The organism is Holophaga foetida DSM 6591 (assembly GCF_000242615.2).
Classification (GTDB): Bacteria; Acidobacteriota; Holophagae; order Holophagales; family Holophagaceae; genus Holophaga; species Holophaga foetida.
In genome coordinates this window covers 476333-501804 of the sequence record NZ_KI912268.1, presented here as the reverse complement: position 1 = coordinate 501804, position 25472 = coordinate 476333, and the positions used below count along the sequence as shown (strand labels likewise).

Annotated in this window: 23 protein-coding genes; 7 read left to right on the top strand and 16 right to left on the bottom strand. The window is 62.3% G+C overall.

The features are described from left to right. Nucleotides 1-3: 3 nt before the first annotated feature. Both HOLFODRAFT_RS0202205 and HOLFODRAFT_RS0202200 read left to right on the top strand, forming a co-directional pair. Complete coding sequence (locus HOLFODRAFT_RS0202205; protein ID WP_005032089.1) at nucleotides 4-711, top strand: response regulator transcription factor; 708 nt, start codon at nucleotides 4-6, stop codon at nucleotides 709-711. Nucleotides 712-839: 128 nt separating this feature from the next. Then, nucleotides 840-1487 (top strand): DUF47 domain-containing protein, encoded by a 648-nt coding sequence (locus HOLFODRAFT_RS0202200; protein ID WP_005032092.1) that lies wholly within the window; start codon nucleotides 840-842, stop codon nucleotides 1485-1487. A gap of 151 nt (nucleotides 1488-1638) precedes the next feature. Here HOLFODRAFT_RS0202200 and HOLFODRAFT_RS18865 read toward each other — a convergent pair whose 3' ends face one another. After that, the gene (locus HOLFODRAFT_RS18865) at nucleotides 1639-2793 is read right to left on the bottom strand and encodes an ISAs1 family transposase (protein ID WP_026939181.1); all 1155 of its coding nucleotides are present in this window, start codon (nucleotides 2791-2793) and stop codon (nucleotides 1639-1641) included. 163 nt (nucleotides 2794-2956) lie between these two features. On the opposite strand from HOLFODRAFT_RS18865, the gene HOLFODRAFT_RS25460 reads away from it, so the two are divergent. Continuing rightward, nucleotides 2957-4828: a [Fe-Fe] hydrogenase large subunit C-terminal domain-containing protein gene (locus HOLFODRAFT_RS25460; protein WP_158412899.1), complete on the top strand. Its 1872-nt coding sequence runs from the start codon at nucleotides 2957-2959 to the stop codon at nucleotides 4826-4828. A gap of 151 nt (nucleotides 4829-4979) precedes the next feature. Continuing rightward, a complete protein-coding gene (locus HOLFODRAFT_RS0202185; protein ID WP_026938958.1) occupies nucleotides 4980-5894 on the top strand; it encodes a hypothetical protein in 915 nt (304 codons plus the stop codon). A gap of 282 nt (nucleotides 5895-6176) precedes the next feature. Here the strand turns inward: HOLFODRAFT_RS0202185 and bioB are convergent, their stop codons facing one another. After that, nucleotides 6177-7118: a biotin synthase BioB gene (gene bioB, locus HOLFODRAFT_RS0202175; protein ID WP_005032101.1), complete on the bottom strand. Its 942-nt coding sequence runs from the start codon at nucleotides 7116-7118 to the stop codon at nucleotides 6177-6179. 126 nt (nucleotides 7119-7244) lie between these two features. Between bioB and HOLFODRAFT_RS0202170 the strand changes: the two genes are divergently transcribed. Together HOLFODRAFT_RS0202170 and HOLFODRAFT_RS0202165 are read left to right on the top strand one after the other, a co-directional pair. Next, complete coding sequence (locus tag HOLFODRAFT_RS0202170; protein ID WP_005032103.1) at nucleotides 7245-8837, top strand: HAMP domain-containing methyl-accepting chemotaxis protein; 1593 nt, start codon at nucleotides 7245-7247, stop codon at nucleotides 8835-8837. Between the two features lie 147 nt (nucleotides 8838-8984). Continuing rightward, on the top strand, nucleotides 8985-10577 hold the full coding sequence (locus tag HOLFODRAFT_RS0202165) for a methyl-accepting chemotaxis protein (RefSeq protein WP_005032106.1): 1593 nt from the start codon (nucleotides 8985-8987) through the stop codon (nucleotides 10575-10577). 43 nt (nucleotides 10578-10620) lie between these two features. On the opposite strand, the gene HOLFODRAFT_RS0202160 is transcribed toward HOLFODRAFT_RS0202165, so the two are convergent. From HOLFODRAFT_RS0202160 to HOLFODRAFT_RS0202110, 11 genes are all read right to left on the bottom strand, one after another. Beyond that, a complete protein-coding gene (locus HOLFODRAFT_RS0202160) occupies nucleotides 10621-11436 on the bottom strand; it encodes a flagellin (protein ID WP_005032108.1) in 816 nt (271 codons plus the stop codon). A 37-nt stretch (nucleotides 11437-11473) separates the two neighbouring features. Beyond that, nucleotides 11474-12265 (bottom strand): ABC transporter ATP-binding protein, encoded by a 792-nt coding sequence (locus HOLFODRAFT_RS0202155; protein WP_005032110.1) that lies wholly within the window; start codon nucleotides 12263-12265, stop codon nucleotides 11474-11476. Next, nucleotides 12265-12876 (bottom strand): DUF502 domain-containing protein, encoded by a 612-nt coding sequence (locus HOLFODRAFT_RS0202150; protein WP_005032112.1) that lies wholly within the window; start codon nucleotides 12874-12876, stop codon nucleotides 12265-12267. Before HOLFODRAFT_RS0202150 ends, HOLFODRAFT_RS0202155 begins: the two co-directional genes overlap by 1 nt. Further along, nucleotides 12873-13556, bottom strand: coding sequence for a CDP-diacylglycerol--glycerol-3-phosphate 3-phosphatidyltransferase (gene pgsA, locus HOLFODRAFT_RS18855; RefSeq protein ID WP_005032114.1), 684 nt, complete (start codon nucleotides 13554-13556; stop codon nucleotides 12873-12875). Before pgsA ends, HOLFODRAFT_RS0202150 begins: the two co-directional genes overlap by 4 nt. Nucleotides 13557-13584: 28 nt before the next feature. Next, entirely contained in the window at nucleotides 13585-14715 is a 1131-nt protein-coding gene (locus tag HOLFODRAFT_RS0202140) for an ABC transporter permease (protein WP_005032117.1), read from the bottom strand. An 8-nt stretch (nucleotides 14716-14723) separates the two neighbouring features. Beyond that, complete coding sequence (locus HOLFODRAFT_RS0202135) at nucleotides 14724-15962, bottom strand: ABC transporter permease (RefSeq protein ID WP_005032118.1); 1239 nt, start codon at nucleotides 15960-15962, stop codon at nucleotides 14724-14726. Continuing rightward, complete coding sequence (locus HOLFODRAFT_RS0202130) at nucleotides 15959-16915, bottom strand: ABC transporter ATP-binding protein (RefSeq protein ID WP_005032120.1); 957 nt, start codon at nucleotides 16913-16915, stop codon at nucleotides 15959-15961. Before HOLFODRAFT_RS0202130 ends, HOLFODRAFT_RS0202135 begins: the two co-directional genes overlap by 4 nt. After that, nucleotides 16912-17832: an ABC transporter ATP-binding protein gene (locus HOLFODRAFT_RS0202125; protein WP_005032122.1), complete on the bottom strand. Its 921-nt coding sequence runs from the start codon at nucleotides 17830-17832 to the stop codon at nucleotides 16912-16914. Before HOLFODRAFT_RS0202125 ends, HOLFODRAFT_RS0202130 begins: the two co-directional genes overlap by 4 nt. Further along, entirely contained in the window at nucleotides 17832-18809 is a 978-nt protein-coding gene (locus HOLFODRAFT_RS0202120; protein WP_005032125.1) for a beta-barrel domain-containing protein, read from the bottom strand. Before HOLFODRAFT_RS0202120 ends, HOLFODRAFT_RS0202125 begins: the two co-directional genes overlap by 1 nt. Continuing rightward, nucleotides 18803-19531 (bottom strand): TetR/AcrR family transcriptional regulator, encoded by a 729-nt coding sequence (locus HOLFODRAFT_RS0202115; RefSeq protein ID WP_005032128.1) that lies wholly within the window; start codon nucleotides 19529-19531, stop codon nucleotides 18803-18805. Before HOLFODRAFT_RS0202115 ends, HOLFODRAFT_RS0202120 begins: the two co-directional genes overlap by 7 nt. 124 nt (nucleotides 19532-19655) lie before the next feature. Then, nucleotides 19656-19940, bottom strand: coding sequence for a DNA-directed RNA polymerase subunit omega (locus tag HOLFODRAFT_RS0202110; RefSeq protein ID WP_005032130.1), 285 nt, complete (start codon nucleotides 19938-19940; stop codon nucleotides 19656-19658). A gap of 187 nt (nucleotides 19941-20127) precedes the next feature. Between HOLFODRAFT_RS0202110 and coaBC the strand changes: the two genes are divergently transcribed. Then, nucleotides 20128-21327, top strand: a complete 1200-nt coding sequence (gene coaBC / locus HOLFODRAFT_RS0202105; RefSeq protein ID WP_005032132.1) for a bifunctional phosphopantothenoylcysteine decarboxylase/phosphopantothenate--cysteine ligase CoaBC — start codon at nucleotides 20128-20130, stop codon at nucleotides 21325-21327. Here coaBC and HOLFODRAFT_RS0202100 read toward each other — a convergent pair. From HOLFODRAFT_RS0202100 to HOLFODRAFT_RS0202090, 3 genes are all read right to left on the bottom strand, one after another. Continuing rightward, nucleotides 21311-22801, bottom strand: coding sequence for an FAD-dependent oxidoreductase (locus tag HOLFODRAFT_RS0202100; RefSeq protein ID WP_005032133.1), 1491 nt, complete (start codon nucleotides 22799-22801; stop codon nucleotides 21311-21313). The genes coaBC and HOLFODRAFT_RS0202100 overlap by 17 nt on opposite strands. Nucleotides 22802-22926: 125 nt before the next feature. Next, nucleotides 22927-24267 (bottom strand): alginate export family protein, encoded by a 1341-nt coding sequence (locus HOLFODRAFT_RS0202095; protein ID WP_005032135.1) that lies wholly within the window; start codon nucleotides 24265-24267, stop codon nucleotides 22927-22929. A 271-nt stretch (nucleotides 24268-24538) separates the two neighbouring features. Next, nucleotides 24539-25438 carry a phosphate acyltransferase gene (locus HOLFODRAFT_RS0202090; protein WP_005032137.1) on the bottom strand — a complete coding sequence of 300 codons (900 nt, stop codon included), beginning with the start codon at nucleotides 25436-25438 and terminating at the stop codon, nucleotides 24539-24541. Nucleotides 25439-25472: the final 34 nt, after the last annotated feature.

Sequence of the window (25472 nt, the reverse complement as noted above, 5' to 3'; positions counted from 1 at the left end):
CCCATGCCTCACCTGCTACTGCTTGAAGATGATGCGGACATCCGGCTTGGACTCGAGCAGCACCTCAAGCGCGAGGGCTTCACCGTAAGTTCCTTTGATACTGGCCGGGAGGCCATCCGGTACATCCTCCAGGCCGGCAACGGCACCCCCAAGCCCGATGTGGCGCTGCTGGATCTCACGCTCCCGGATATTGACGGCCTGGATGTCCTGAGAGCCATCCGTACGGACAACCGGCTCAGGGCCCTGCCCGTCATGCTGGTGACCGCCAGGAACGAGGAGATCGACCGGGTCCTGGGACTTGAACTGGGAGCCGACGACTACATCTCCAAGCCTTTTTCCAGTCGGGAGTTGGTGGCCCGGGTCAGGGCCATTCTCCGCCGAGCGGCCTTCATGGACGCCACCGAGCGCCAGCGTGATCTGGCCTTCGGTCCCATCTCCGTGGATCTGGATGCCCACGTTGCCAGGGTGGACAGGGAGCCGATCGATCTCACCCGCCGGGAATTCGAACTCCTGGCCTACTTCCTTCAGAATCCCCGCCGAGTGCTCAGCCGGGAAAAGATCCTCCAGCAGGTCTGGGGGCTGGAATACCTGGGGGAGAGCCGCACCATCGATGCCCACGTGCGACGGGTCCGGGCCAAGCTTGGGGAGGCATCCAACCTCATTGAGACCGTGGTGGGGGTGGGCTATCGCCTGGGCAGCGTGGACGCCTGAAATCCCTTGAAACCAGCAAAGCCGGGCTTTCATCGCCCGGCTTTGCTGTGCTCCTGGACACTAGTGACTGACCTTCTCCCCTCCAGGCGTTAGGATGGAAAGGTTGGGCCGTGAAAGAGGGAGCCACGATGTCGTTGAATACGTTGATCCGCCGGGTGAAACCCCGGGAAACGGTGTTTCTTGATCTCCTGGAGGCCTCTGCGGCCAATCTGCTGGAGGCGACCCGTTACTTCGACACGACCTTCCGCGAAGGGCAGCCCGGTCACTGGGGCCCCATGAGGGACCGGATGAAGGCGCTGGAGCACAAGGGGGATGCCCTCACGGTCCAGATCATGGACCGCCTCAACCACACCTTCGCCCTGCCTCTGGAGCGGGAGGACATCATCATCCTGGCCCACAAGCTCGATGACGTGGTGGATGGGCTATACGCCCTCTGTGAGATCCTGATGCTGTACAAGGTGGACACTGTGCCGGAGGTGACCCATGAGATCAGTCCGCTCATGGTGAAGGCGGCCCAGGAGATCCCGCCCCTCATCGAGGGATTGCGCACCTTCTCCCAGACTGCGGAGATGCGGGACCGGGTGCTGCTCATGACCGAGATCGAGAACCAGGCCGATGCGATCTACAACCGGGCCTTGGCCGAACTCTTCAGCGTTCCCCGCGATCCTGTGACCGTCATCAAGTGGAAGGAGATTCTGGATCACATGGAGGAAACCTGCGACCGCCTGGAACTGGTGGCCAAGGTTGTGAGTTCCACGATCATGAGAAACGCCTGACAGGCAGTTTGTGTAATCCAATATTGATATATAATTTATACAAATACCGCGCCTAAAACTCAGCAAGCTTCACGTGACACACGATAACCATCCATGTCGAGGTGCCCATGGGTGGTGTCAGCGGATCCAGGGCCACCGCATGATGGAATTATTAGATAGAGGTCGTCTCTCCATTGTGTGGGAATCCAAGCAAAGCAGCCATACGATAATCCGGCGACATGGCGGCCTGCATCCTGCGGAACTTGATGCTTCCCATGGGGTTCGGGTCCTGGCGGAGGAGATTCAGCACGATATGGCGGAGGACCGCGCTGCACTCAGGGCCGCTCCCCTTCCGAGTCCGATTGGCATCTTCCCGAAATGCCACGTCTAGGACCCAGTGGAGCTTGTTCTCGATGCCCCAATGATGGCGGGCGGCCGAACCAATAGCCTCGGCTTGGGTCATGGGCAAGGTGGTGATGTAGAACCGTTCTTCCAGGGCAGACTTGCCGTTGCGCAGCGATTCTGATTGGATTCGCACGATCGTCTCCAGCTTGGGCCATTCCAGGAGAATGCTCTCTGGAAGTTGCTCAACGGCATCCAGGGTGGTCACGCGGCGCCGCTCATTCCGACCACGTCGAGACTCCAAAGACTCGGCGCTGCCGTGAGCAGTGCCCACCAAATTGGCATCCAGACTTTCGAAGCACGCCTTGATGGCCTTGTGGAGGCGCTCCTGGTTGCCCTTGACGGCCAGAAGGTAGTCGGCCTTCTTCGCCACGATCCCCTTGGCGATTCCCTTCTGGCACCCCATGGCGTCGATCGTCACGATGCACCCTTTCAGATCCAGAACCTTGAGGAGTGCGGGAATAGCTGTGATCTCGTTGCTCTTTTCGTTGACGGCGCATTGTCCAAGCACCATATGGTTCGCAGAGGACCAAGCGCTGACCATGTGCAGGGCCGACTTACCGGCTGCAAGCGATGCCCGGAGCGTCTTGCCATCCAGGGCCACAACATCCCCAGGAACCTTCTTCCGTACGTCGCGAACCCAGGAGAGGAAGCACTCTGTGAAGGCCTTGGGGTCGAGCAGGATGAACACCCGGTTGATCGTATCGGCGCTTGGCACACCGTTGGGCAGCGTGAGGAAGGTCCTGAGCCAGGCCTCCTGCGACTTGGCGAAGCGGTGGATGTCCTCCCAGCTGTCAGCGCCACAGAGAACGGCCAGGACGGCGATGAGAATGATGTCGAGAAGGAGGTGCCGCTGACCACGCGTGCTCCGGGGATCGGGCAAGGATTCGAGGTGATCGGCGAGGGTTCTGGCTTTGGTTACCATGGACAGTTCTCCATGGAATGTCATGCCACACTTGATTATGAAGTACAAGTGTTATATGGGCCCGCACAGTTGATTTGCCAGCAATATGGCCCGATTTATTGCTTTTTTGATTATTTGTACATGCGGCGGCCCTGTCAGCGGATCCCTTTCTCTCACGCCGGTGTTGGAACTCGTTCCTGAGCATTGCGTCAACTGCCACGCCTGCATCGCGGCCTGTCCAGTGAAGCATTGCAACGACGGATCCGGGGATCACGTAGTCGTCAATCACGACATGTGCCTGGGATGCGGGCAGTGCATCAAGGCCTGTCGGCATGATGCCCGCCGTCCATTGGATGACGCGGAACGCTTCTTCGCCGACTGCCGCACCGGCGTGCCCATGGTGGCCATCGTGGCCCCAGCTGTGGCGGCGGTCTTCCCGGATCGCTGGCTGAACCTCAACGGATGGCTGAAGTCCATGGGAGTCGAGGCCGTCTTCGACGTGAGCTTCGGGGCGGAACTGACCGTCAAGAGCTACCTGGACCACCTGGAGAAGCATCACCCCAAGGCCATCATCGCCCAGCCCTGCCCGGCCCTGGTCACCTTCGCCGAGATATACCACCCGGAGCTGCTCCCCCACCTTGCCCCCTGTGACAGCCCCATGCTCCATACGGCCAAGATGGTCCGCCGCTTCCACCCCCGCTACCGGAACCATCGCATCGTCGTGGCCAGCCCCTGCGCCGCCAAGCGCCGGGAGTTCGATGAAACCGGCATCGGGGACTACAACCTCACCTTCAACGCCATCCTGAAACGCCTGGAGGAGGACAAGCGTCGGCTCGATCAGTATCCCGAAGCCGAATACGACAATCCCCCGGCCGAGCGGGCGGTGCTCTTCTCCACCCCTGGCGGCCTTCTGGAAACGGCCCGGCGCTGGAACCCGGAGGTGGATGCCGTGACACGGAAGATCGAGGGTCCCCAGGTCATCTATCACTACCTGGCCCACCTGAACGAGGCCATCCAGCGCGGGGAGAACCCCTTGCTGGTGGATTGCCTGAACTGTGAGCTGGGGTGCAACGGCGGCCCAGGAACCCCCAACCAGGGGGCGCATCCAGATCACGTAGAGCATTCCGTCGCCCGCCGGGCCAAGGCCTTACGGCAACGCTACGCCCAGGGGGAGGAACCCTCCCGGGAGCGCATCCAGGCTGCGGTGCTGACCCATATCGAGGCCTTCTGGGAGCCTGACCTCTACCGCCGGACCTATGTGGACCGACGGCGTAACAACAAGGTGGTGAGGCCCATGCCCCAGGAGATCCGGAGCATCTACGATCGCATGGCGAAGGTCAGCTCCAGGGATGAGCTCAACTGCGGGGGATGCGGCTACGGCACCTGCGAGGAGATGGCGGTGGCCATCCACAACGGCCTCAATCGCCCCGAGAACTGCCACCACTACAAGCAGCGTCGCATGGAGGCCGCTGCCGCCGAGGCGGAACGGATGCTGGGGCTGGTGGACCTGGATGCGGAACTGGCTCGCATCAACCGCGCCATGGCCGAGATCGAAAAGGACACCCGTCTGGCCCTCACCATGGCTGAGGAAGCCGTGACCACCATGGGATCGGCCTCCGGTTCAGTGGAGGAACTGGCCCGAACAAGCAAATCCATCGCCCAGTTCACGGGCACGATCCGGGAGATTGCCCAGCAGACAAGGCTCCTGGCCCTGAACGCCTCCATTGAGTCCGCCCATGCCGGGGAAGCCGGAGCCCGCTTCGCCGTCGTGGCATCCGAGATCAAGGCCCTGGCTTTCTCCTCGGGCAAGGCCGCCGATGAGATCGTCGAGCAGGTGGACGCCGTCCGCCGCAACGCTGGCCGAATCGAGACCGTCGTGCAGGACCTGCGCCAGCTCACCGAGAGCATCCACCGCACCCAGGATGCCATCACCCTGGCCGTCGGCCGCCAGCAGCAGGATTCCCGTGGCACCTCCGAGCGGATCCTGGGCATGGCAAGAAGCGTGGCGGATCAGGTGAGGAGCCTGGCGGAGAATAAGGGGTCGAAGAATCCGTAGGCCATGGACTGGCTTGCGGGGGGCTCAGGGTATACCTTGTGGCAGCCTATCCACCCAGGAGCCTCCCATGCTGCGCACTCCGCTGCTCGCCCTCGCTTGCATTGTCCTGCCTGCCCAAGAACAGGCTTGGAAGGCTTTTGGAGAGCGATTGATGACCACAGCCCCGGCCTCTATTCGGAACGGCACCGATCTGGACAAGGCCCGCTTCGTGACCCACATGGTGGCGAACCGGATGGCCGCCCAAGGCATCCCCCCCAACGCCACTTTCAAGGGGCGCCTGCGTGCCGCCTGGACCAGCGGCGTACGCCACGCGGACCGGGGCAGCTGCGGCGATGTGGCAGAGATCCTGGAGGGAGCCTTCCGGGGAGCTGGCATCAAGGGCGATCTTCGAGGGATCGTTGCTGAGCCGAAAGGGGTCGGCCGATACAACGTGGCGGACGTGAACCGGGACCATGGAGCCCTTGCCATGGTGAGCGGTGGCAAGGTCTACCTCTTTGATCCTTGGCAATACGGCCGGACCAAGACATCGTACGCCGGAATGGGCCTCCAGGATCCCTGGAATGGCATGGAACTGGACACCTGGACTGCGGCCATGCGGAAGCAAGGATACGGCACCTTCTCCCTGGTGGACGGCGGAGGCATCGAAGCCTGGCGAGCCCAGGAGACCCGAGCCCAGGAACTGCGGGGGCGGCTCCAGAACAAGGGCGTGCCACGCCCCGCCGAGGCGACCCGCAGTGCCGACGGCACCCGCAGCCAGGAGGAGCGTGATCTCCTCGCCTGCTTCAAGGCCTGGGCCGAGGACGGTATATCCGAGCGCAACCGGAGCGAGCCGGGCGCCAATTACGCCATGGAATGGCTGGAAGGGCCGCGCCTAGAGGGGGATAAAGTCATCTTCGCCTACAGTCTCACCAAGGAATACGGAGAGCCTGGGAAGCGTCGACGCCAGAGTGTCTTCAGCCGAGGCATCTTCAACGATGACGGCAGCCTGAAACCGGGGCAGAACTGGTTCTCGATCGGGGAAGTAAGGGGACTGTGCAACCAGTACCGGGCCAAGTCACGAAGATAGCCAGGGGCCATCTTCTACCCCTTCAAATCCCAGGAAGTTCACGCGGTAATCACAACAGGACCGTCAGCGCCTTCGCCGGATCCGAACCGGAACCAAACTGGGCCTTGGAATCCGAACGGTCGCCAGGAGGATGGAACCCAGGGCCAGAACAAGGAAGGCAATCATCATGCTGCTGGCCATGGGAACCTCCGCGTGTCACTTCACATCGTCTGATGCCGCCCGAAGCTTGAGGGTTTAAAACCTCAGAAAATAACTTCGTCTAAGGCCTATTTGGCACTTATCTCAGCGCTTTGCGCCCTCGATATCCATCCCAAGCAGCTCCAGGAGTTGGTGATCATGGGAATCCCCAGGGTTGGGCGTGGTCAGGAGCTTCTCACCGGTGAAAAGGCTGTTGGCTCCGGCGAAGAAGGCCAGGGTCTGCATCTCGGTGCTCATGGCAGAGCGGCCAGCGCTGAGGCGGATCCGGCTTTCGGGGAAGAGGATCCGAGCCGTGGCAATCATGCGGATGAACTCCAGGGGAGGCGGGGGCTCCACACCCTCCAAGGGAGTGCCTTCCACGCTCACCAGCTGGTTGATGGGGATGCTTTCGGGGGGGGGATTCATCAGGGTCAATTCGTGGAGGAAGTGGATGCGATCCTCCACCTTCTCGCCCATGCCCACGATGCCCCCTGAGCAGACCTCCAGCCCCGCGGCCCTGACAGCCTTGATGGTGCGCAGCCGATCATCGAACTTCCGGGTGGAGATGATGGTCTCGTAGAACTCCCGGCTGCTGTCGATATTGTGGTTGTAGACCGTGCAGCCAGCCTCTTTGAGTCGTTTGGCCTGCTCTTCTGTGAGCATCCCCAGGGTGACGCAGACCTCCATGTCCATGGCAGCCACATCGCGAACGATATCCAGGACCTGCTCAAAGGGCTCTCCGTCTCGCACCTCGCGCCAGCTGGCCCCCATGCAGTAGCGGGTGGAACCGGCGGCCTTGGCCTTCCGGGCACCCTCCAGGACCCGTTCCTTCTCCTTGAGGGGCTCGGGCTTCAGGCCGGTGCCATGGTGGCTCGACTGGGGGCAATAGGCGCAATCCTCCGGGCAGGCGCCGGTCTGGATGGAATCCAGGGTGCAGAACTGGATCTCGTTGGGGTTCCAGTGGGTCCGGTGGGCGGTAGCGGCGCGGAAGAGAAGCTCGGGAATCGGCAGGTCGTGAATGGAGCGTATTTCTTGAATGGTTGGCATCAAAATCCTTGCAAGCCCAAAGATTGAGTTTACCACGCCCCTTGCAGCATGCCCGGCCTCCACATACATTCAGGTCATCCCTTCAAGATTCCGAAACGGATGTATATCCCCTTCAAGGAGATGCCCATGCGCGTCAGATGGTTCTCAAACCTGTTGATCAAGCGGAAGATGTACCTCGTCATCGGGGTGCTGACCTTTGCCCTCCTGGGAAGCGGCTTCGGAGCCTACATCGAGGGGACTCGCGGGATCGCCAACCTGAAATACATGTACGGCACGAACCTCCGTCCCATCGCTGACCTGGGGGAGGCCCGGCGGCAAGCCGAGCGGGCCCGGTTCAACTGTTCCGCCTTCATGTCCGCTCCTCCCCAATTCCAGCCGTTCATCCAGCAGGACATCAACGGCACCGATGCAGCCTTCGACCAGTATTGGGCGGCCTACACCAAGATGCTTTCCAGTGATGTGGAAAAGGCCAAAGCCCCCGAACTCGAAGCAGCGGTCAAGGAGTTCCGGAAGCTGAGGGATCAGCACTTCCTGCCCCCTTCCCGCGCGGGGGAGATGTCCAAAGCAGGCATGTTCATGAAGGAAACCCTGAATCCCCTGATGGAAAAGATTGTCGTCCTGGGCAATGAACTCATGGAGGACAACAGGAGGCAGGCTGAAGAGACCCTGAACGCCAGCATCCGGAAGGTCCGGGCAGAAGCCATCTTCGGACTGGTCTTCATTGCTGCGGCACTAGCCATCTCCATCTTCTTCGGCTATCTCATGATCCAGTCCATCTTCGGATCTCTGACGGAGTTCCGGAAAGCCCTGGAAGCCGTAGCCGCCGGTGATCTCACCGTAGAACCCCACACCGAAGCCAAGGACGAATTCGGGGATATGAGCCTGACCCTGAACAACATGATCAAGCAACTGCGCGGCGTCATGGGGGGGGTGCGTCGCGGTGTGGAGGGCCTGGCCAGCGGTGCCACTCAGCTTTCGGCTTCTGCCGAGGAGATGGCCACCACCAGCGCTGATATCGCCCGGAGTGCGGAGACCCAGCGCACCAGCTCTGAGCGTATGGTCGCCGCTGTCGCGGAACTTTCGGCCTCCATCGATGAAGTCAGCCGCGGAGCCCAATCCTCCCTGGAGCGCCTGGGCGAAGCCCAGGAGGCCACCATCAAGGGTGATCAGGCCGGGGCCGCCACTCACGAGGCCATGGAGGGCATCACCCAGACTGCCGGACAGATCGCCAAGGCGGTCACGGTCATCCAGGAGATCGCCCAGCAGACGAACCTCCTCTCCTTGAACGCCGCCATCGAGGCTGCCAAGGCCGGTGAGCATGGCAAGGGCTTCGCGGTCGTGGCCGAGGAGGTGCGCAAGCTGGCGGAACGCAGCAGCGTTTCGGCCAAGGAGATCGCACGCTACATTGAGGAAGCCAATGATGCCATTCACAAGGGCGGCTCCACCGTGGCCACCTCCGTGGAAACCCTCAAGCAGATCCGCACGATCCTGGAGGAATTCGCCTCCATCATGAGGCAGACCACCACAGCGACCTCCGAACAGGCCGCGGCAGGAGCCGATGTCGCCCGCCAAGTGGAGATGGGTTCCCACGAGGCCATCGCCATCGCCTCAGCCATCACCGAGATGTCCGCCACGACCAATGAGGTGGCCCGGACCTCCGCAGATCTCCACCAGCTTGCCGAAGGTATCCAGAGCCAAGTCAGAAGCTTCAAGATCTGATCATCGACCGGGAAAGCAGAAAGGCGGACGCCCTTGCGGTGCGTCCGCCTTTTTTGTCAGGCACTTCCCACGGGGGGCATAAGCGTCGACTATAGATACAAGTCCAACTGACAATTCCAGTCAATTAGCTGTCTCAAGGAGCCGACCGTGACCATCCAGTGGTTCGCCAACATGTCTGTCAAACGGAAGATGTACCTGGTGCTGGGGGTGCTCTCCGCCGCCCTGCTCCTGATGGGGTTCTCGGCGTCATTGTCGAACAGGATGGGACTGGTGAACCTGGACAGGATGTACAAAGGCAATTTGAAACCCATCGCCGAGCTGGGAGAGGTCCGGCGTCTCGTGGAGAAGACAGCCTTCCACTGTTCGGCCCACATGTCGGCCCCTCCTCAATTCCAGGACGCCATCGATATGGACATGAACGCCACGGATGCGGCCCTGGATCAGTCCTGGGTCGCCTATACCAGGATGCTCTCCAGTGAGGTCGAACGCACCAATGCCCCCAAACTTCAGGCACTCCTCAAGGAATTTCGCGCCGCCCGGGACACCGAATTCAAGCCCGCCTCCCGCAAGGGGGAGACCAGCAAGGCCGGATTGATCATGAAGGACCGGATGCGCCCCCAGATCGCGGAACTCAACCGCCTCGGAGCCCTATTGATGGAGGAGAACGAGTTCCAGGGGGAAGCTGCCCTGAAGCAGAACAGGGCCGCCAGCACGACCTACAACCTCCTCGGGTGGGCTTTTGTCGCTGCATGTCTGGTCATCGGGCTCGGCTTGGGCTATCTCATGGTTCGGACCATCAACGGTTCGCTGACCCTGTTCAGGGGAGCCCTCGAGTCTGTGGCCGCTGGCGACATGACGGTCAAGGCTGCCGTCACCTCCAGGGACGATTTCGGCGACATGAGCCGGACCCTGAACCACATGATCGAACAGCTCCGTTCAGTCCTGGGCGGCGTGCAACGTGGCGTGGAGGGCCTGGCCAGCGGTGCCACTCAGCTTTCAGCTTCCGCCGAGGAGATGTCCACCACCAGCTCTGACATCGCCCGAAGCGCCGAGACCCAGCGTTCAGGTTCGGAGCGGATGGTGGCCGCCGTAGCCGAACTCTCGGCCTCCATCGACGAGGTCAACCGCAGCGCCCAGTCCTCCCTGGAGCGCCTGGGCGAGGCCCAGGAAGCCACCATCAAGGGGGATCAGGCCGGAGCCGCTACCCACGAGGCCATGGAGGGCATCACCCAGACTGCCGGACAGATTGCGAAGGCGGTCACGGTCATTCAGGAGATCGCCCAGCAGACGAACCTGCTCTCCTTGAACGCCGCCATCGAGGCCGCCAAGGCCGGGGAGCATGGCAAGGGCTTCGCGGTCGTGGCCGAGGAGGTGCGCAAGCTGGCGGAACGCAGCAGCATCTCGGCCAAGGAGATCGCCCGTTACATTGAGGAAGCCAACGATGCCATCCACAAGGGCGGTTCCACCGTGGCTACGACCGTGGCAACGCTCAAGCAGATCCGCACGATCCTGGACGAGTTCGCCGCCATCATGCAGCAGACCAGCACGGCCACCTCAGAGCAGGCCTCAGCCGGAGCCGATGTGGCCCGCCAGGTTGAGATGAGTTCCCAGGAGGCCATCGCCATCGCCTCCGCCATCACGGAGATGTCTGCCACCACGAACGAGGTGGCCCGCACCTCTGCGGATCTCCACCAACTCGCCGAAGGGATCCAGAGCCAGGTGAGAACCTTCAAGATCTAGTGCGACACCGAAAACAAGGCGGGTGACCCCATGGCCATCCGCCTTACTCCTGGTGATCCGACTCTTGGAGAAGTGCCAGAATCTGCTGGTGGGACTGGTTCACTTGGTTCACCTGATTCAGGGCGCTGGTACCGGACAGGCTCAGGATCTGCCACTTGATGAGGTTGACGACCTCGTCCAGGGGGCTGGCTTCACGGAGATGGTTGCTGCGGGCGGTCAAGTTCTCCGCCTGGATGCCCAGGGCATTGGAGACAGTCACCAGCCGTTGCACGGAGGCACTCAGGGAGGCACGGGTCTCTCCCACGCTCTTGAGGGCAGCGATGACGGCGGCGGCGGAGGATTCGGCGCTGGCACAGCTTATGAGAGTTGTGGCGCCGAGGGTGAGACCCAGGGCGGAGCTGGCACTCGAGCTGATGGAACCCACAGAGACCCTCACCGTACCGAAACTCCCCACAGCCACATCAAGTTCCGCACCAAAAACATTGGTGCCATTGAACTTGGTGTTCAATCCGATGTCGGCGACCGTCTTGATGATGCTCTGGAACTCGGCGTTGAGGGTCACCCGGTTGGAATCGCTGGTGAAATCCATCCGGGCCTGATTGCTCAGCTCGGCAGCACGGGTGAGGAGGTTCCTCACCTCGCTGAGCACGGTGTATGCGACTTGCAGGTAGCTCATGCCGTCAGCGGCGTTGCGCCTGCCCTGGGAGGCCGTGCGGATCTGGACCAGGGCCTTATCGGAATCCTGATCGGCCACCTTCGGGGTGCTCAGATGCTCGATGGTCTGCCGAAGACCCGTTCCATCGATACTGAACTGGCGGCTTGCAGTGATGGCGGCGATTGTGTTGAGTATGGAAGCCATGGCACCCTCTTTCGTCCTTGCCGCCAGAATCGTGCCTCTACCAGGCGTGATAGAACTGATTGCGCGTGGTCACTTCCAGATCCACCTGGAAGAGTTCCCGGAGGTGGGAGGCCGTCAATAGATGATCCTTGGGGCCATCCTGTGTGATCTTCCCACCCTTGACGAAGATGACCCGCTTGATTTCCGGAATGATATCCGGCAGGTGGTGGGTCACCAGAAGAATCGTGATGCCCTTCCCAGCCAGATGGCGCATGATCTGGCGCAGCTCATCCTGGGCGAAAAGATCCAGGCTGTTGCTGGGCTCGTCGAAGACCAAGGTGCAGGGATCATGAACCAGTGCCCGGGCCACCAGGATCCGCCGAGCTTCCCCGGAAGACATTTCTGAGACACAACGATCCGCCAGATGGCCAGCCTCAAGAAGATGAAGCACGTCCTCGGCCCTGTGCCTCATCCAGGGGCTCACCTCCAGATGGGGCCATAGCCCGATGCTGCTGAAGAAGCCTGAAAGGACAGCCTCAAGCCCGGTGATGGGCCGCGAGCCGAAAAGGCCAGGGTCGTTGGAGACGACACCCAACTTGGAACGAAGCTCCGCCAGATTCCAGCGCTGCCGACCGAAAACCGAGAAGTGGGAATCGTCTGTGGCCAGGGGATAGCATTCCTGGAAGATGGCTTTGACCAGCGTGGACTTGCCACTCCCGTTGGGGCCGAGAATGGCAAGATGCTCTCCCTGTTCGATCCTGAGGTCGATCCGATCCAGAGCCAAGGTGGATCCCCGGTAGACGGACACATTCCGGAAGACCACCAGGGAGTTCTCTTCCCCCCCCACCATCAGTTCTCCTCGGAACTGGGGGCGACCACCCCAGCGGAAACGGCCCAGGTCAGGACCTGATCGGGGGTCAGATCCACGGGACGGAGCCTGGAACGATCCACCATGATCACATAGCCAGAGGTGGGGTTGGGGGCCGTGGGGACGTAGACCGCCACCATGGTTTCCCCTTCGGGCATCGCCCAGCGGCAGTCCGAGCGGGCCACCAAACCCAGAGTGTAGGAGCCGGGCATGGGCCATTCCACCACCACCACCTCCCGGAAGCTCCCTCCCTTGCCCTGCTGGATGGCGGTCATGAGCTGCTTGGTGGCGCCATAGACCCCTTTCACCACCGGAACTCGCAGCATCAGGTCATCCATCCACTGGAGAAGCTGGCGCCCCAGCAGGTTCCCGACCAGAACGCCCACCAGGAAGAGGATCACCAGGATGCCCAGGACCGAAAGGGCGGCCACAGCCCAGTAGGGCAGGATCGGAAGCCCCATCCTGTGGGCAACCCAAGTGAAGGGGCCCTGAAAAATGCCCACCAGTGCGTTGAAGATCATCTGGAGGACCCACAGGGTCACAGCCAAAGGCAGCAGCGTGATGAGACCCGCGACCAGATAGCGACGAATCATCGCTTGGACCCTTCCTTCTCTTCCTGGATGATCCGGCTCTCTCCACGGGCCATCCGATCACTGGCCAGTCGCCAGAAGTTGCGGATATAGGAGACCCCACTCCAGATGGCCAGGATCATGGCCACCCATAGGAGGAGGACGCCCATGCCCAGGAAGAAGCTGTAGGGCCTGTTGAGCTGAATGAAGAAATGGAAGATGCCCACGTTGGTCCACTGGAAGAGCCAAGCATCAAGCTGGGGCCCCAGGATCAGGCAGGAGATGGAGGCAATCTGGGCACCCAGCTTCCACTTGCCCAGGCGCTCGGCGGCGATGGTGATCCCCTCCTCGGAGGCGATGGCCCGGAGCCCCGTGATGGCCATCTCACGGGCCAGGATGATGAAGACCATCCAGGCGGGGGCGAGATTCAGTTCAACCAGAGAAATCAAGGCACCGCTTATTAATAACTTATCAGCAAGTGGATCAAGAAGCTTCCCTAAGGTCGTCACCTGCCGCCACTTGCGCGCAAGATACCCATCCAGGAGGTCGGTAATGGAAGCCGCCCAGAACACCAGGATGCCGATGATTTCATAGCTCCTCACCCTGGTCATCAGCACCACCACGAGGATGGGCACCATGAGGATGCGGGCGAAGGTCAAGTAGTTCGGCAGGTTCATGGATTCGAGGGTTCCCAGGGGGCACATGGCGCCTGATCCAGCATAGCAGGGGGATTCAGGCCGAGGTCTTCCGGAAACGCCCGGTAGCAAGGGAGAGGAGGGCTATTCCCAGCAGGGCCAGGGCGACCATCTGGGGCCAGAGCACCTGGACCCCCTGCCCCTTCAGAAAGATGCCCCGGATGATGATCAGGAAGTGCCGAAGGGGGTTGAGGTAGGTCACCCACTGGATGCCCAGGGGCATGTTGGCGATGGGGTAGATGAAGCCCGAGAGCAGGATGGCCGGCATGATGAAGAAAAAGGTGCTCATCATGGCCTGCTGCTGGGTGCGGCAGGTGGTGGAAATAAGAAGCCCAACGCCTAATGTACTCAACAGATATAACCCTGTAGCCAGAAAGAGAGCGGGAAGGCTCCCCAGGAGCGGGATTTCGAACCAGAAGACCGCCACGACGCTGATGAGCACGACGTCGAAGTAGCCGATGAGCGCGAAGGGGAGCGTCTTGCCCAGGATGAACTCCATGCGTCCCATGGGGGTCACCATGATCTGTTCCATGGTGCCGATCTCCCGTTCCCGGACGATGGCCATGCTGGAGAGAACGATGGAGATGATCATCACCAGCTGGGCGATGACACCGGGCACGAAGAAGTTGCGGCTCTCCAGGTTCGGGTTGAACCAAGCCCTGGAGGCCAGGGCCACGGGCTCCGTATCCAGGCGGGTTCCTGAGCTTCGGGCAAAGCGGTCCACCAGGATCCGCGAATTGAAGGCCATGGCGATGCGGTTGGAGTAGCCCAGGATGATGCTGGCGGTATTCGAATCGCTGCCATCGAGGATGATCTGGGCCTGGGCCGTGCGCCCCCCCAGGAGGTCATCCCCGAAGCCCCGGTTGAGGCGGAGTACGGCCTTGGCCTCCCCGGACTGGATCACTTCCCGTAGCTCCGCGTCGGAACGCAGCCTGCGGATGAGGTCGAAGTGCCCCGACCCCTCGAAACGGGCCACCAGGTCCCGGCTGGAAGGGCTGTTGTCCAGGTCGAAGATGGCGGTACGGATGTGGCGGACATCGGTGGTGACGGCATAGCCGAAGATCAGCACCTGGACGATGGGCACCATGAGGATGACAGCCCTCATCCTCGGGTCCCGGAAGATCTGCAGGAATTCCTTGATGAGCATGTATTTCAGGCGTTCAAGCACGGACGCTCCTAAGCCAGACGCTTCTTGAAGGTGAGCACGGCCAGGGCCAGCATGGCCATCGCGAAAAGGGTCAGCAGCAGGCACTCGGGCCAGAAGATGGCGAGACCGGCCCCCTTCAGATAGAGCCCCCGGAGGAAGGCCACGAAGTAACGGGCAGGCACCAGGTAGGTCACCAATTGGAGGGCCCGAGGCATGTTGGATATCTCGAACATGAAACCCGAAAGCAGGAAGGCCGGAAGGAAGGTCATGGTGAAGGCCAGCTGACTGGCCAGGAGCTGGGACTTGGCCAGGGAACTGATGAGCACCCCCAGGGCCAGGGCCCCCACCAGGTAGATGGCCGACACTCCGAAGAGCAGCCAGAGACTGCCAATCAGGGGCACATCGAAGAGGAAGCGTCCCGCCAGGACGGATAGCAGCATGTCCACCATCCCCACGACAAAATACGGCACCAGCTTGCCCAGGATGAGTTCCGGCCCCCGGATCGGGGTGGAGATGAGCTGCTCCATGGTGCCCGTCTCCCACTCCCGGGCCACCGTCAGGGACGTCAGCAGGGCGGTGATGAGCATCATGATGACGGCGATGAGCCCGGGGACGATGTACCGCTTCGATTCCATCTCCGTGTTGAACCAGGCCCTGGGGCGCAACTCCAGGGCGGGCACCGGTTCCCGGCCCGTCTGGCGCCGGACCCTGGCCACCAGGATCTCCTGGGAATAGGTGCGGACGATGGCTTCGGCGTAGCCCATGGCCAGGGTGGCCGAGTTGGCGTCACTCCCGTCCGCCAGCACCTGGACCTGGGTATTCCGATCCGCTCCCACCCGTCTCCCGAAATCCTGGGGGATCACCAGGGCCAGCATGGCCTCCCGGCGATCCAGGGCCTCCTCCACCTCTCCATATCCCCTGGCCTGGCGCACCAGGGAGAAATACCGGGAATGCTGGAAGCGGGCCTCCAGTTCCCGGCTCTGGGGCGTCACACTCTGGTCCCAGACCACCAGGGGCACCCGGTCCACATCCAGGGTCAGGGCATAGCCGAAGATCAGCAGCAGAACCAGGGGCAGCGCGATGCTGACCCCCAGCGCACGGGGGTCCCGGAGCACATGGATGAACTCCTTGCGGGCGATGGCCCGGAACCGGTTCAAAAAAGGGGAATTCCACCACCAAGACACCAAGACACGAAGAAAAGCGAAAGAAAGAAAAGCTTTTCTTCGTGGTTCCTTAGTGTTCTTTGTGTCTTCGTGGTGGAATTTCATCCCTTGAACTCCCTCTGGGCGCCCTCTTCACGGTCCTTGCCCTCGATGAGGGAGACGAAGACATCCTCCAGGCTGGGCGTAATGCGCTCGAGAGCCCGGACTTCGAAACCCGCCTGCTCCATCGCATCCCGCAAAATCGGCACGATCCGCTCCGCATCCGCCGTCATCAGGTGGATGTCCCGGCCGAAGAGCACGGCATCGCGCACCCCCGGCAGCGCCGCCACGACCGTCAGGGCATCGTGGGCCCGGTCGCAGCTCAGCGACAGCACCTGCTCGGTCATCCGGTGCTCTTTCATCTCCGTGGGCGTCCCCAGGGCCACCAGCTCGCCCCGGTAGATGAGCCCCAGGCGGTCGCAGTATTCGGCCTCCTCCATGTAGTGGGTGGTCACGAAGACCGTTACTCCGCCCCCGGCCAACTGGTGGATGAGATCCCAGAAGTCCCGGCGGCTCATGGGGTCCACCCCCGAGGTAGGTTCGTCCAGGAAGAGCACCGGGGGTTCGTGAAGAAGGGCACAGCCCAGGGACAGGCGCTGCTTCCAGCCCCCCGGGAGCTGTCCCGTACGGGTGCGGCGTTGCGCCTGAAGATGGGCCATCTCCAGGACCCAGGCCTTGCGCTCGGCCTTTTTCGCACCGGGGATGCGGTAGATCCCCGAGTAGAAATCGATGTTCTCCTCCACGGTGAGATCCTCATAGAGGCTGAACTTCTGGCTCATGTAGCCGATGTTCTGCTTGATGGCCTCGCGCTGGGTGCGGATATCGAAGCCCGCCACAGTGCCCGAGCCTCCGCTGGGCTCCAGGAGTCCGCAGAGCATCCGGATGGTGGTGGACTTCCCTGCCCCATTGGGCCCCAGGAAGCCGAAGATCTCGCCCTTGGCCACCTCCAGGCTGACACCCTTCACCGCCACGAAATCCCCGAAGCGCCGTTCCAGGTCCTTTAGGGTGACGACGTTCATGCGTCCTCCCGGGGAATGGCCGAGGTGAAGACATCCTCCAGATCAGGCTCGATGACCTTCAGGCCAAGGACTTCCATTCCTGAGCCCTTGAGGGTCGCTTCGATGGAGGCTTGTCCTGCTTCTCCTTCCGCCACCAGGATGTGCACCCGATCCCCGAAGAGGGCCACCGAACCCACCCGGGCCTCCCGCAGGAGGCGGGCCGCCTCCCGGGGACGGTCACTGCGCAGTTCCAGCAGGGTGCCCTTCAGCAACCCCTTCACGCCTTCCACCGTATCCAGGGCCAGGAGTTTCCCCTTGTGGAGCAGGGCCACGCGATTGCAGCGCTCGGCTTCGTCCAGGTAGGCCGTGGACACGAAGATGGTCACCCCTTCCTTCTGGAGCTGATAGAGAATCCGCCAGAAATCCCGGCGACTCACGGGATCCACGCCATTGGTAGGCTCGTCCAGGAAGAGAACCTTCGGGGTGTGGATCAGGGCACAGGCCAGGCCCAGCTTCTGCTTCATGCCCCCGGACAGGTTGCCGGCCCTGCGCCGCCGGAAAGGGGTGAGGTTGCTGAAGGCCAGGAGCCGCTCCATTTCAGATTCCCGCCCCTTGCGGGGCACCCCGTAGAGATCACCGTAGAAGTCCATGTTTTCCTGGACCGTCAGATCCGGGTAGAGTCCGAAGCGCTGGGCCATGTAGCCGATCCGGTCCTTGAGGGCATCGGCTTCCCGGACGATGTGCAGGCCGTCCACCCAGGCATCTCCCCCTGTGGGATTGAGAATGCCCGTCAACAGGCGCATGGTGGTGGTCTTCCCGGCACCATCGGGTCCCACCAGGCCGAAGATCTCCCCGGGGGCCACCCTCAGCGAGAGCTCATCCAGGGCGACCACCTCTCCGAAGCGGCGCCCCAGGCCTTCCACCCGGATGGCGTCCATCAGCGGTTCTCCAGGATGATCTCCGCGTCCGCGGGCATGCCGGGCTTCAGTTCCATGGCCGGGTTGGGCACATCGATCTTGATGCGGTAGACCAGCTTCACCCGCTCCTTCTGGGTCTGGACGCTCTTGGGGGTGAACTCTGCCTCGGAGGAGATGAAGGACACCCGGCCCTGGTAGACCTTGCCCGGGTAGCTGTCGCTGCGGAGCCTGGCAGCCTGCCCCACCTTGACCCGTCCCAGGTCCGTCTCCTCGACGTAAGCCCGAAGCCAGACCTGCTGGAGGTTCCCAATGGTCACGACGGCGGTGCCCGGCGAGACGTATTCCCGAGGTTCCACGTTCTTGGAGAGGATCACGCCACCGGTGGGCGCCGTCAGGAGCGCGTAGCCCGCCTGGGTCCGGGCCAGCTCGAAGGCCTTCTGGGCGCTTTCGGCCTTGGCCTTGACCTGATCGATGTCCTCGGAGCGTGGCCCCTTTCTCACCAGTTCGTATTGCTGCTCCGCCTGGCGTGCCTTGGCCTGGGAGGCCAGGAAGGCTTCCCTGGCCGTCTGGTAATCCCGGTCCGAGACGATGCCCTTGTCATGGAGGCCCTGATAGCGCTTCTCGTCATCCTGGGTGCGGCGGAGATCGGCCCTGGCCTGTTCGAGGGCTTGGCGGGATGCCTCGACCTCCTCCCGCCGGGAACCCGCCAGGGCGGCCCGGAGGACTGCCTGGGCCGTGGCGGCATCGGCCTGACGGATAGCCAGCTGCTGCTGAAGGTCCTGATCCTCCAGTCGAGCCAGGAGTTGCCCCTCCTGCACCATCTGCCCCTCGTCCACCAGCCGTTCGGCGACCCGGCCTGCCACCCGGAAACTGGCCTGGGTCTGGACCACTTCGATATTGCCGGAAACCTTGATGGCCCGATCGGTTCCATTCCTATGGCAAGCCAGACAAAGCACAGCGAGCATCAAGGGGGTGAAGAGGATCGAAGGCTTCAGCACGGCAGGCTCCCCATGGCGAGTTGGATCCGATCAGTGGCCTCCTGAAGAGAGGCTCTGACCGAAGCGAGAAAAGGCAGGTCTTCTTCCGGCTTCGAGGCGATGCCCCGCCAGAATAGATCGAACCAGGCGAGACGCGCCAAAGGCAGAACGAGTTCCGTGGGAACCCCCGCGATCCGGACCGCCATGATGGGCACCAGATCCAGGATCTCCATGTAGAGCCTCAGGAAAAAGAAGCCCCCCAGGGGAACGATCAGATCCTTGCGGATCTCGCCCTTGGCGATCCCCTCCCGGAAGACCCCCAGCATGGTCTCGAAGACCGGCTTGATGCGCAGGGCGATGGCCTCCTGGATCCCCTCGACACCCCGGGCCAACTCCCCTCGGACCAGGGAACGGAAACCTGGATCCGAAGCCATGTGCGCGTGGACGGCTCCCAGCATTTCCCACAGACGCTGAGCAGTGTGCTGAGCTTCCGTCTCCAGGAGAACGACTTCGAAGCGCCGGACCATGGGGGGGAACTTCCGATCCAGGATGGCCGTGAACATGGCCTCCTTGTTCTCGAAGTGGTAGTAGATCAGCGCCGGGTCGCACCCGGCCTCCCGGGCGATGGCCCGCATGCTGGCCGCCTGGAGTCCATCCCGGCTGAATACGGCCTGGGCGGCGTCAAGCAGCTTTTCCGGTTCGATCCGCTTGGCTTTTGGGCCACGGGATTTGGCTACAGTCATTATTCCGCCTTTTCAACGACTGTTGAATCATGAGGCGGAATCACGGGGGATGCAAGGGGATTTCATCGGGCGTTGAGAAAAGAAAAGAGCCCCGAAGGGCTCTCTCTCACGGATAGGACCGGAACTACTCGACGGAGATGGGGACTTCCGTGGTGTAGTCGAAGATGGCAACTTCGGGGGTCTCGAAGGCGATGCGGCTCTCTTCCACTTCCTTGATGGCCACCTGGGCCCAGAAGGAGGCGAGCTTGGGGGCGTCCTGGGCCTGACCCTGCTTGTTGACGGGGACGACCACCTCGACCTTGGGGTAGGCGCCGCGCTGAAGCTGCTCGCAACGCTTGCCGGAAACCACGACAAAGCGGTACTTGTTGGCGATTTCTTCAGGAATTTGAACAACGGTGCGTTGGATCATGGAGGGCCCTCGAAGGAAGGAAGTATAGCAATCTTTTCGCTTCAATTCCAGACGTGATGGTCGGGCTTTGCCAGGCCATCACGTGGGGGTCAAAGGGGGGACATCGCGAGCGCAGCGAGCAGGCGGTCCCCCCTTCACGGCGGAGTTAGACTGGTAGAGGCGTCCGTAGGACGACCCTGAGGTCTGCATGAAAATCCTGCTTGGTGTCACCGGAGGCATCGCCGCCTACAAAGCGGCCGAACTTGCCCGCCTGCTCGTGAAGGCTGGCCACTCGGTCCGCTGCTGTCTGACGGATGCGGGAAGCCGTTTCATCACCCCCCTGACTCTGGCCACCCTCACCGGAGAGCCTTGCTTCGGAGCCAACCCCGATTACCACGAATGGCGCCCCAATCCCAAGGTCGAGCATGTGGACCTGGCCAAGTGGGCGGATCTCGTGGCCGTGGTCCCCGCCACCGCCGACATCATGGGCAAGACCGCCAATGGCTTGGCGGACGACCTACTCTCCACCATTCTCCTGGCGGCCCGGGGCAAGATCCTCTGGGCCCCTGCCATGAACCAGGCCATGTGGGCCCACCCCGCGGTCCAGGCCAATGTGACCCGGCTCCAGGGCTTCGGCCATGCCTTCGTCAACCCCGTGGAGGGCCTCCTGGCCTGTGGTGACGAGGGCGCCGGAAAACTGGCGGACGTGTCGGAGATCTTCGAGGCCATCCAGACCCTGCTGGCCCCCAGGATTCCCATCCTGGCGGACCGGCACATCCTCATCACCGCGGGCCCCACCCGGGAGGATCTGGATCCCGTCCGCACCCTCACCAACCGCAGCACCGGCTCCATGGGGGTGGAGCTGGCCCGGGCCTTCCGGAACGCCGGAGTCCGGGTCCACCTGGTGCTGGGGGGGGACTTGAAAGGCCCCAGTGGGGTCGAGGTGGTCCGGGTCCGCAGCGCCCAGGACATGCTGGAGGCCTGCCAGGCCCTCTGGCCCGATATGGACGGCTTGGTGGCCGCCGCCGCCGTGGCAGACCAGCGCCCCGAGCACTGCGCCCCCGAGAAGGTCAAGAAGCAGGAAGGGCCCGAAACCCTGGTGCTGGTGCGCACCCCGGACATCCTGGCCACCCTCGCCAGCCAGAAGAAGGCGGGTCAGTGGGTGATCGGCTTCGCCGCCGAAAGCGAGCACCACCTCGCCCATGCCCAGTCCAAACTGGAGAAAAAGGGCCTGGACGCCATTCTCGTCAACGATATCTCCGGAGATCGGGGCTTCGGCTTCCAGGCCAACACCCTGACCCCCATCACCAAAACCGGCCCCCACCCCAGCCTGGGACCAGCCCCCAAGGGGGAACTGGCCCAGGCCGTGGTGGCGTGGTGGGGACAGCGCCTCAGCGCAGGTTCTTGATGTAGGCCACGGCGCTGTCGGCGGAAATCCGGCCCGAGTTGACCGCAAAGCCGATGGTACTGCCGGCCATGATCAGGTCGTAGCTATCGCCGTACATCCCGCCAGCATCGTTGCCGATCACATAGAGCCCCGGGATGGCCCGCCCCTGCTTGTCCACGGCCTCGAAGCGCTCGCTGACCTTGACCCCGCCGAGGGTGCCCAGGGAGGTGGCCACGCTCTTGATGGCGTAGAAGGGGGCCTTCTGGATGGGGTGGAGGAACTTGGGATCCTTGGCGAACATCCCGTCGTGGCGTTCGGTGTAGGCCACGTTGTAGCGCTGGACTTCAGCCTTCAGGCTGGCCGCGGGCATCCCGGTCTTCTTCGCCAGCTCCTCGAGCGTATCGGCCCTGAAGGCCACACCGGCCTTCTCTCCCCGCTGGAAATCGTTCTCGAACTTGTCCAGCTTGGTGGTCACGGGAACCATCACCCCCACGCCCACATCGATCCCCTTGGTCTGCATGTAGTCCAGGCTGCCCTTGTCGAAGACCACGAACATGCTCCCGCCCTGGCGCTCCAGGGCATTTCCGGCGAAGGGCCACTGGAAGATGACGGATTCGTCGCAGAATCGCTCACCACTTGGATTGAGCCAGAGGTGGGGCTGTTTGGCCGCAGCTCCGAGGTGGCTTGTGGTGGACTCACCCACGGGGCCGGGACGGTAGGAGGCCATGACTTCAAGGCCCTCTGGGGCGGCTCCGGCGGACCAGGCCATCTGAATCCCCTCGCCCACCTTGCCCTTGTTGGCGATGGGCATGACATCCGGGAAGCGGGTGTATTTCTGCATCATCTCCTTGTTGTTGAGGAAGCCTCCTGTGGCGATGACGACGGCCTTGGAGTGTATCCGCAGCTTCTCGCCCTTGGCGTTCTCCGCCACGACACCCACGACCTTGCCCTTCTCGATGATCAGACTCTTGGCGGTGGTCTCCTTGTAGAGGGGCTGCCCCAGCTCGGCGAACTTGGCCTGGAAGGCATTGATCCAGCCAGCGCCGCGCCCCTTGTAGATGTGCCAGGTGTAGAGACCTCCGGGATAGTTGGAGGTGAGCTGCTCGAAGTGGACGCCATGCTGGGCCATCCAGTCGATGGTGTCGGCGGACTTGTCAACATAGGCCCGCACCATCTTGGCGTTGGCGCGCCAGTGGCTGTATTCCATGATGAGTTTGAAGGCCTGGTCCCGGCTCAGGGTGTAGTTCATGGCCCGCTGCAGGGAGCTCTCCACGGCGAAAATACCTTCAGAGTAGGCCCCGGTGCCACCCGTCACCGCCTGCTTCTCCAGGAGCACGACCTTGGCCCCCTGCTCTGCCGCCGCCAGACTCGCTGCGGTGCCGGAAGCCCCGGCCCCAACCACTACGATATCGGTTTCCAGGGTCTTCTCTGCCTGGGCGAAAAGGGCCGCGCCTGCGGCAAGAGCGAAGGTCAGGAACCGGATCGATCGGTACATGGCACCACCTGTGGGTTGTTGGATTCGGGGACATTACAACGCCATCCAGCTCCTCATACAAGAACTCATCCCAGGCCTTGTCGGAACAAGGGCCTGGGATGATGGATCCTGAAGACTCCGGGCTATCAGAGCCCGAAGCGGTGCTTGAAGGTGTAGGACACCTCGGCCCGGAGGAAGTAGCCGGGGTCGTTGGATGCCTTGAAATTGCCGGGTATCATGCGCTCGTAGACCACATGGCCCTTGAGATCCTGGGTGAAGCGCATGTCGGCCCGCAGTTCGTAGAGATCGCCGCGATCCTTGTCCGTGCCGGTGGAAGGCTCCAGGGCTGCCATGCGGTAGTAGGTGGCCCGCAGATCCACCGCCTTGCAGGGGGAGCACTTGAATTCCAGCTCCCACATGCCCAGGTTCTGCCAGTAGGCCACACCCTTTTCGGGAGCGATGGCGTAGACGTAATATTCACTCCACTTGGGGAAGCGGCTGAAGACGGGGTTCCATGCAGTGACCTTATTGGAATCATCCTGGCCGGACAGGGCGATGTAGCCAGCGGAAACACTGGGCTTCCAGGCTGCATCGAAGGACTTCTTCACCCGGGCATAACCGCCCCAGGCAGAGATATCCTTGGCCTCAATGGACTGGGCCGCGTTGGCATCCTGGCGACCCCACTGGTAGGCGAACTCACCGGTGGCGCTCCAGCCATGGCCGAACTCCTGGGCCGCGCGGGCGCCCAGGGTGCTGAACTGGCGTTCCGGCTGGAAGGAGGCTGCGGTGGCAGCTCGGTAGTCGTGCGTTTCAGACTTCAGGATGTAGTAGGCATCCAGGGTATTGCCGCTCCACTCCTTTCCGGTGTAGTAGAGACCGATGGCCTGTTCGTTCCGCTCGCTGAGGCGATTGATGGGGGTATCGTCCTCATTGAGCACCGGGAGACGGTCATCCGAATGGTTCGTGATGCCGATGAACTCCAGCTTGGACTTGCTCCAGGCATAGGCCACATCCACGGCGTTGAAGTAGGTGGTGCGGGACCCGTCTCCGCCGGTGCCATCCATCAGGATGAAGCCTTCGCCCCGGACGATGTTCTGGCGACCCACCCTGGCCGAAAGCTGGGGCGTGAACTTGTAGTCCACGTAGAGGGTATCGAAGAAGACCTCACGCCCGTTGTAGGCCGCGTTGTCAGGGCGGGTGATCTTCCTGGCTTCGTGGCAGATCCCCGCAGCGATCTCCAGATCGGGGGTGAGATCCGCCACGGCCCAGAGGCGGCTGCGGAAGCGGTACTGGACTCTGGCATCCGCAGCGGCGCTGTTGAAGTCGGCGTTGTTCCAGCGCTCGGTCCGCACACGCTCCTCGAAGCCGAGGTCGATGGTGGGGGTGAAGCTCTTGGCAGCAGCGTCCTGGGCGGCAAGGCCGCTGCCCGGGATCAGCCCGCAGGTGAGGGTGGCGCAAAGCAGCGCCGTCCGGTGGTTAAGTTTCATCCGTTTCTCCTTATTTGGTCGGGGATGGTTGGGTAGATCAATCAGAACATTTTGTGTATCATTTTCAGCATGCACATTGCGCATTGGATCAATCCAACACCAAGTATACCAAAATTTACACAAAACAGAAACGGCCGATTGATGGGCCGTTTCTGTTTGTGTGCTCGGAGAGGGCCCTGCCGACTTCGACCTTGGTACCGGTCCAGACAGCAGACAAGCAAAGAGCCGCCGGATGCTTACCCATCCAGCGGCTCGGCTATTTTTCAGAAAATCAGCGCTTGACCAGGCAGCAGGCCATGGCGATGGAGTTGGTCTTGGCCTCGGCAGAATCGGAGCGGGAGGTCATGACGATGGGGTGGGTGGCACCCAGGATTACGCCGGCATTCTTGGCCTTGGCGTAGAACGCCAGGCTCTTGCCCAACACGTTGCCGGCCTCGATGCTGGGGAAGAGGAAGATGTCCACCTTGCCGGAGACCTCGCTCTTGATGCCCTTGTGGTGGGCGGCCTCGGGGCTCACGGCCACGTCCAGGGCGATGGGCCCCTCGATAACACACTCGGGGATCTCACCGGCCTTGACAGCCTGGACCAGACCATCGGCATCCACCGTGGAGGGGATCTTGGGGTTGACCTGCTCGTTGGCCGTGAGGGCGGCCACGTAAGGCTTCTGCACGCCCAGGGCGTTGAGGGCCTCGATGGCATTGGTGAGGATCTGCTTCTTCTCGGCCAGGCCGGGGGCCACGTTCATGCCGCCATCGGTGTGGAAGAGGAGCTTCTCGGCGCCGGGAATCTCGGAACCGACGAAGTGGCTGAGCTGGCGACCGGAGCGCAGGCCGCACTCGGCGTTGAGCGCGCCCCGCAGGAAGTTGCTGCTGTTGATGATGCCCTTCATGAGGATCTGAGCCTCGCCGTTTCGCACCAGGCTGGCGGCCTTGAGGGCGGCCTTGTCCAGATCGGTCTCGTTGACGATGCGCACATCGGCGGGAAGGCCGACTTCAGCGGCCATGGGACGGATGGCAGCCTCGTCGCCCACCAGGATGGCATCCACCATGCCGAGGTCGTAGGCGGCCTTGAGGGCTTCGAGGACCTCATGATCCTGGGCAGCGGCCACAGAGACCGTCACCCTGCCCAGTGTCTTCGCCTGATCAACCAGATACTGCCAATTCTTCAACAAGGCTCACCCCTCCAAATGATTAGAAATGCCAATG

Coding starts and splice junctions, on each gene's coding strand:
- HOLFODRAFT_RS0202150 (WP_005032112.1), bottom strand. CDS start 12,876: ATGATTCGTCGCTATCTGGTCGCGGGTCTCATCACGCTGCTGCCTTTG.
- bioB (WP_005032101.1), bottom strand. CDS start 7,118: ATGCCAACCATTCAAGAAATACGCTCCATTCACGACCTGCCGATTCCC.
- HOLFODRAFT_RS0202200 (WP_005032092.1), top strand. CDS start 840: ATGTCGTTGAATACGTTGATCCGCCGGGTGAAACCCCGGGAAACGGTG.
- HOLFODRAFT_RS0202205 (WP_005032089.1), top strand. CDS start 4: ATGCCTCACCTGCTACTGCTTGAAGATGATGCGGACATCCGGCTTGGA.
- HOLFODRAFT_RS0202100 (WP_005032133.1), bottom strand. CDS start 22,801: ATGTACCGATCGATCCGGTTCCTGACCTTCGCTCTTGCCGCAGGCGCG.
- HOLFODRAFT_RS0202185 (WP_026938958.1), top strand. CDS start 4,980: ATGACCACAGCCCCGGCCTCTATTCGGAACGGCACCGATCTGGACAAG.
- HOLFODRAFT_RS0202130 (WP_005032120.1), bottom strand. CDS start 16,915: ATGAACGTCGTCACCCTAAAGGACCTGGAACGGCGCTTCGGGGATTTC.
- pgsA (WP_005032114.1), bottom strand. CDS start 13,556: ATGTGCCCCCTGGGAACCCTCGAATCCATGAACCTGCCGAACTACTTG.
- HOLFODRAFT_RS0202125 (WP_005032122.1), bottom strand. CDS start 17,832: ATGGACGCCATCCGGGTGGAAGGCCTGGGGCGCCGCTTCGGAGAGGTG.
- HOLFODRAFT_RS18865 (WP_026939181.1), bottom strand. CDS start 2,793: ATGGTAACCAAAGCCAGAACCCTCGCCGATCACCTCGAATCCTTGCCC.
- HOLFODRAFT_RS0202135 (WP_005032118.1), bottom strand. CDS start 15,962: ATGAAATTCCACCACGAAGACACAAAGAACACTAAGGAACCACGAAGA.
- HOLFODRAFT_RS0202160 (WP_005032108.1), bottom strand. CDS start 11,436: ATGGCTTCCATACTCAACACAATCGCCGCCATCACTGCAAGCCGCCAG.
- HOLFODRAFT_RS0202115 (WP_005032128.1), bottom strand. CDS start 19,531: ATGACTGTAGCCAAATCCCGTGGCCCAAAAGCCAAGCGGATCGAACCG.
- coaBC (WP_005032132.1), top strand. CDS start 20,128: ATGAAAATCCTGCTTGGTGTCACCGGAGGCATCGCCGCCTACAAAGCG.
- HOLFODRAFT_RS0202095 (WP_005032135.1), bottom strand. CDS start 24,267: ATGAAACTTAACCACCGGACGGCGCTGCTTTGCGCCACCCTCACCTGC.
- HOLFODRAFT_RS0202155 (WP_005032110.1), bottom strand. CDS start 12,265: ATGGTGGGGGGGGAAGAGAACTCCCTGGTGGTCTTCCGGAATGTGTCC.
- HOLFODRAFT_RS0202170 (WP_005032103.1), top strand. CDS start 7,245: ATGCGCGTCAGATGGTTCTCAAACCTGTTGATCAAGCGGAAGATGTAC.
- HOLFODRAFT_RS0202110 (WP_005032130.1), bottom strand. CDS start 19,940: ATGATCCAACGCACCGTTGTTCAAATTCCTGAAGAAATCGCCAACAAG.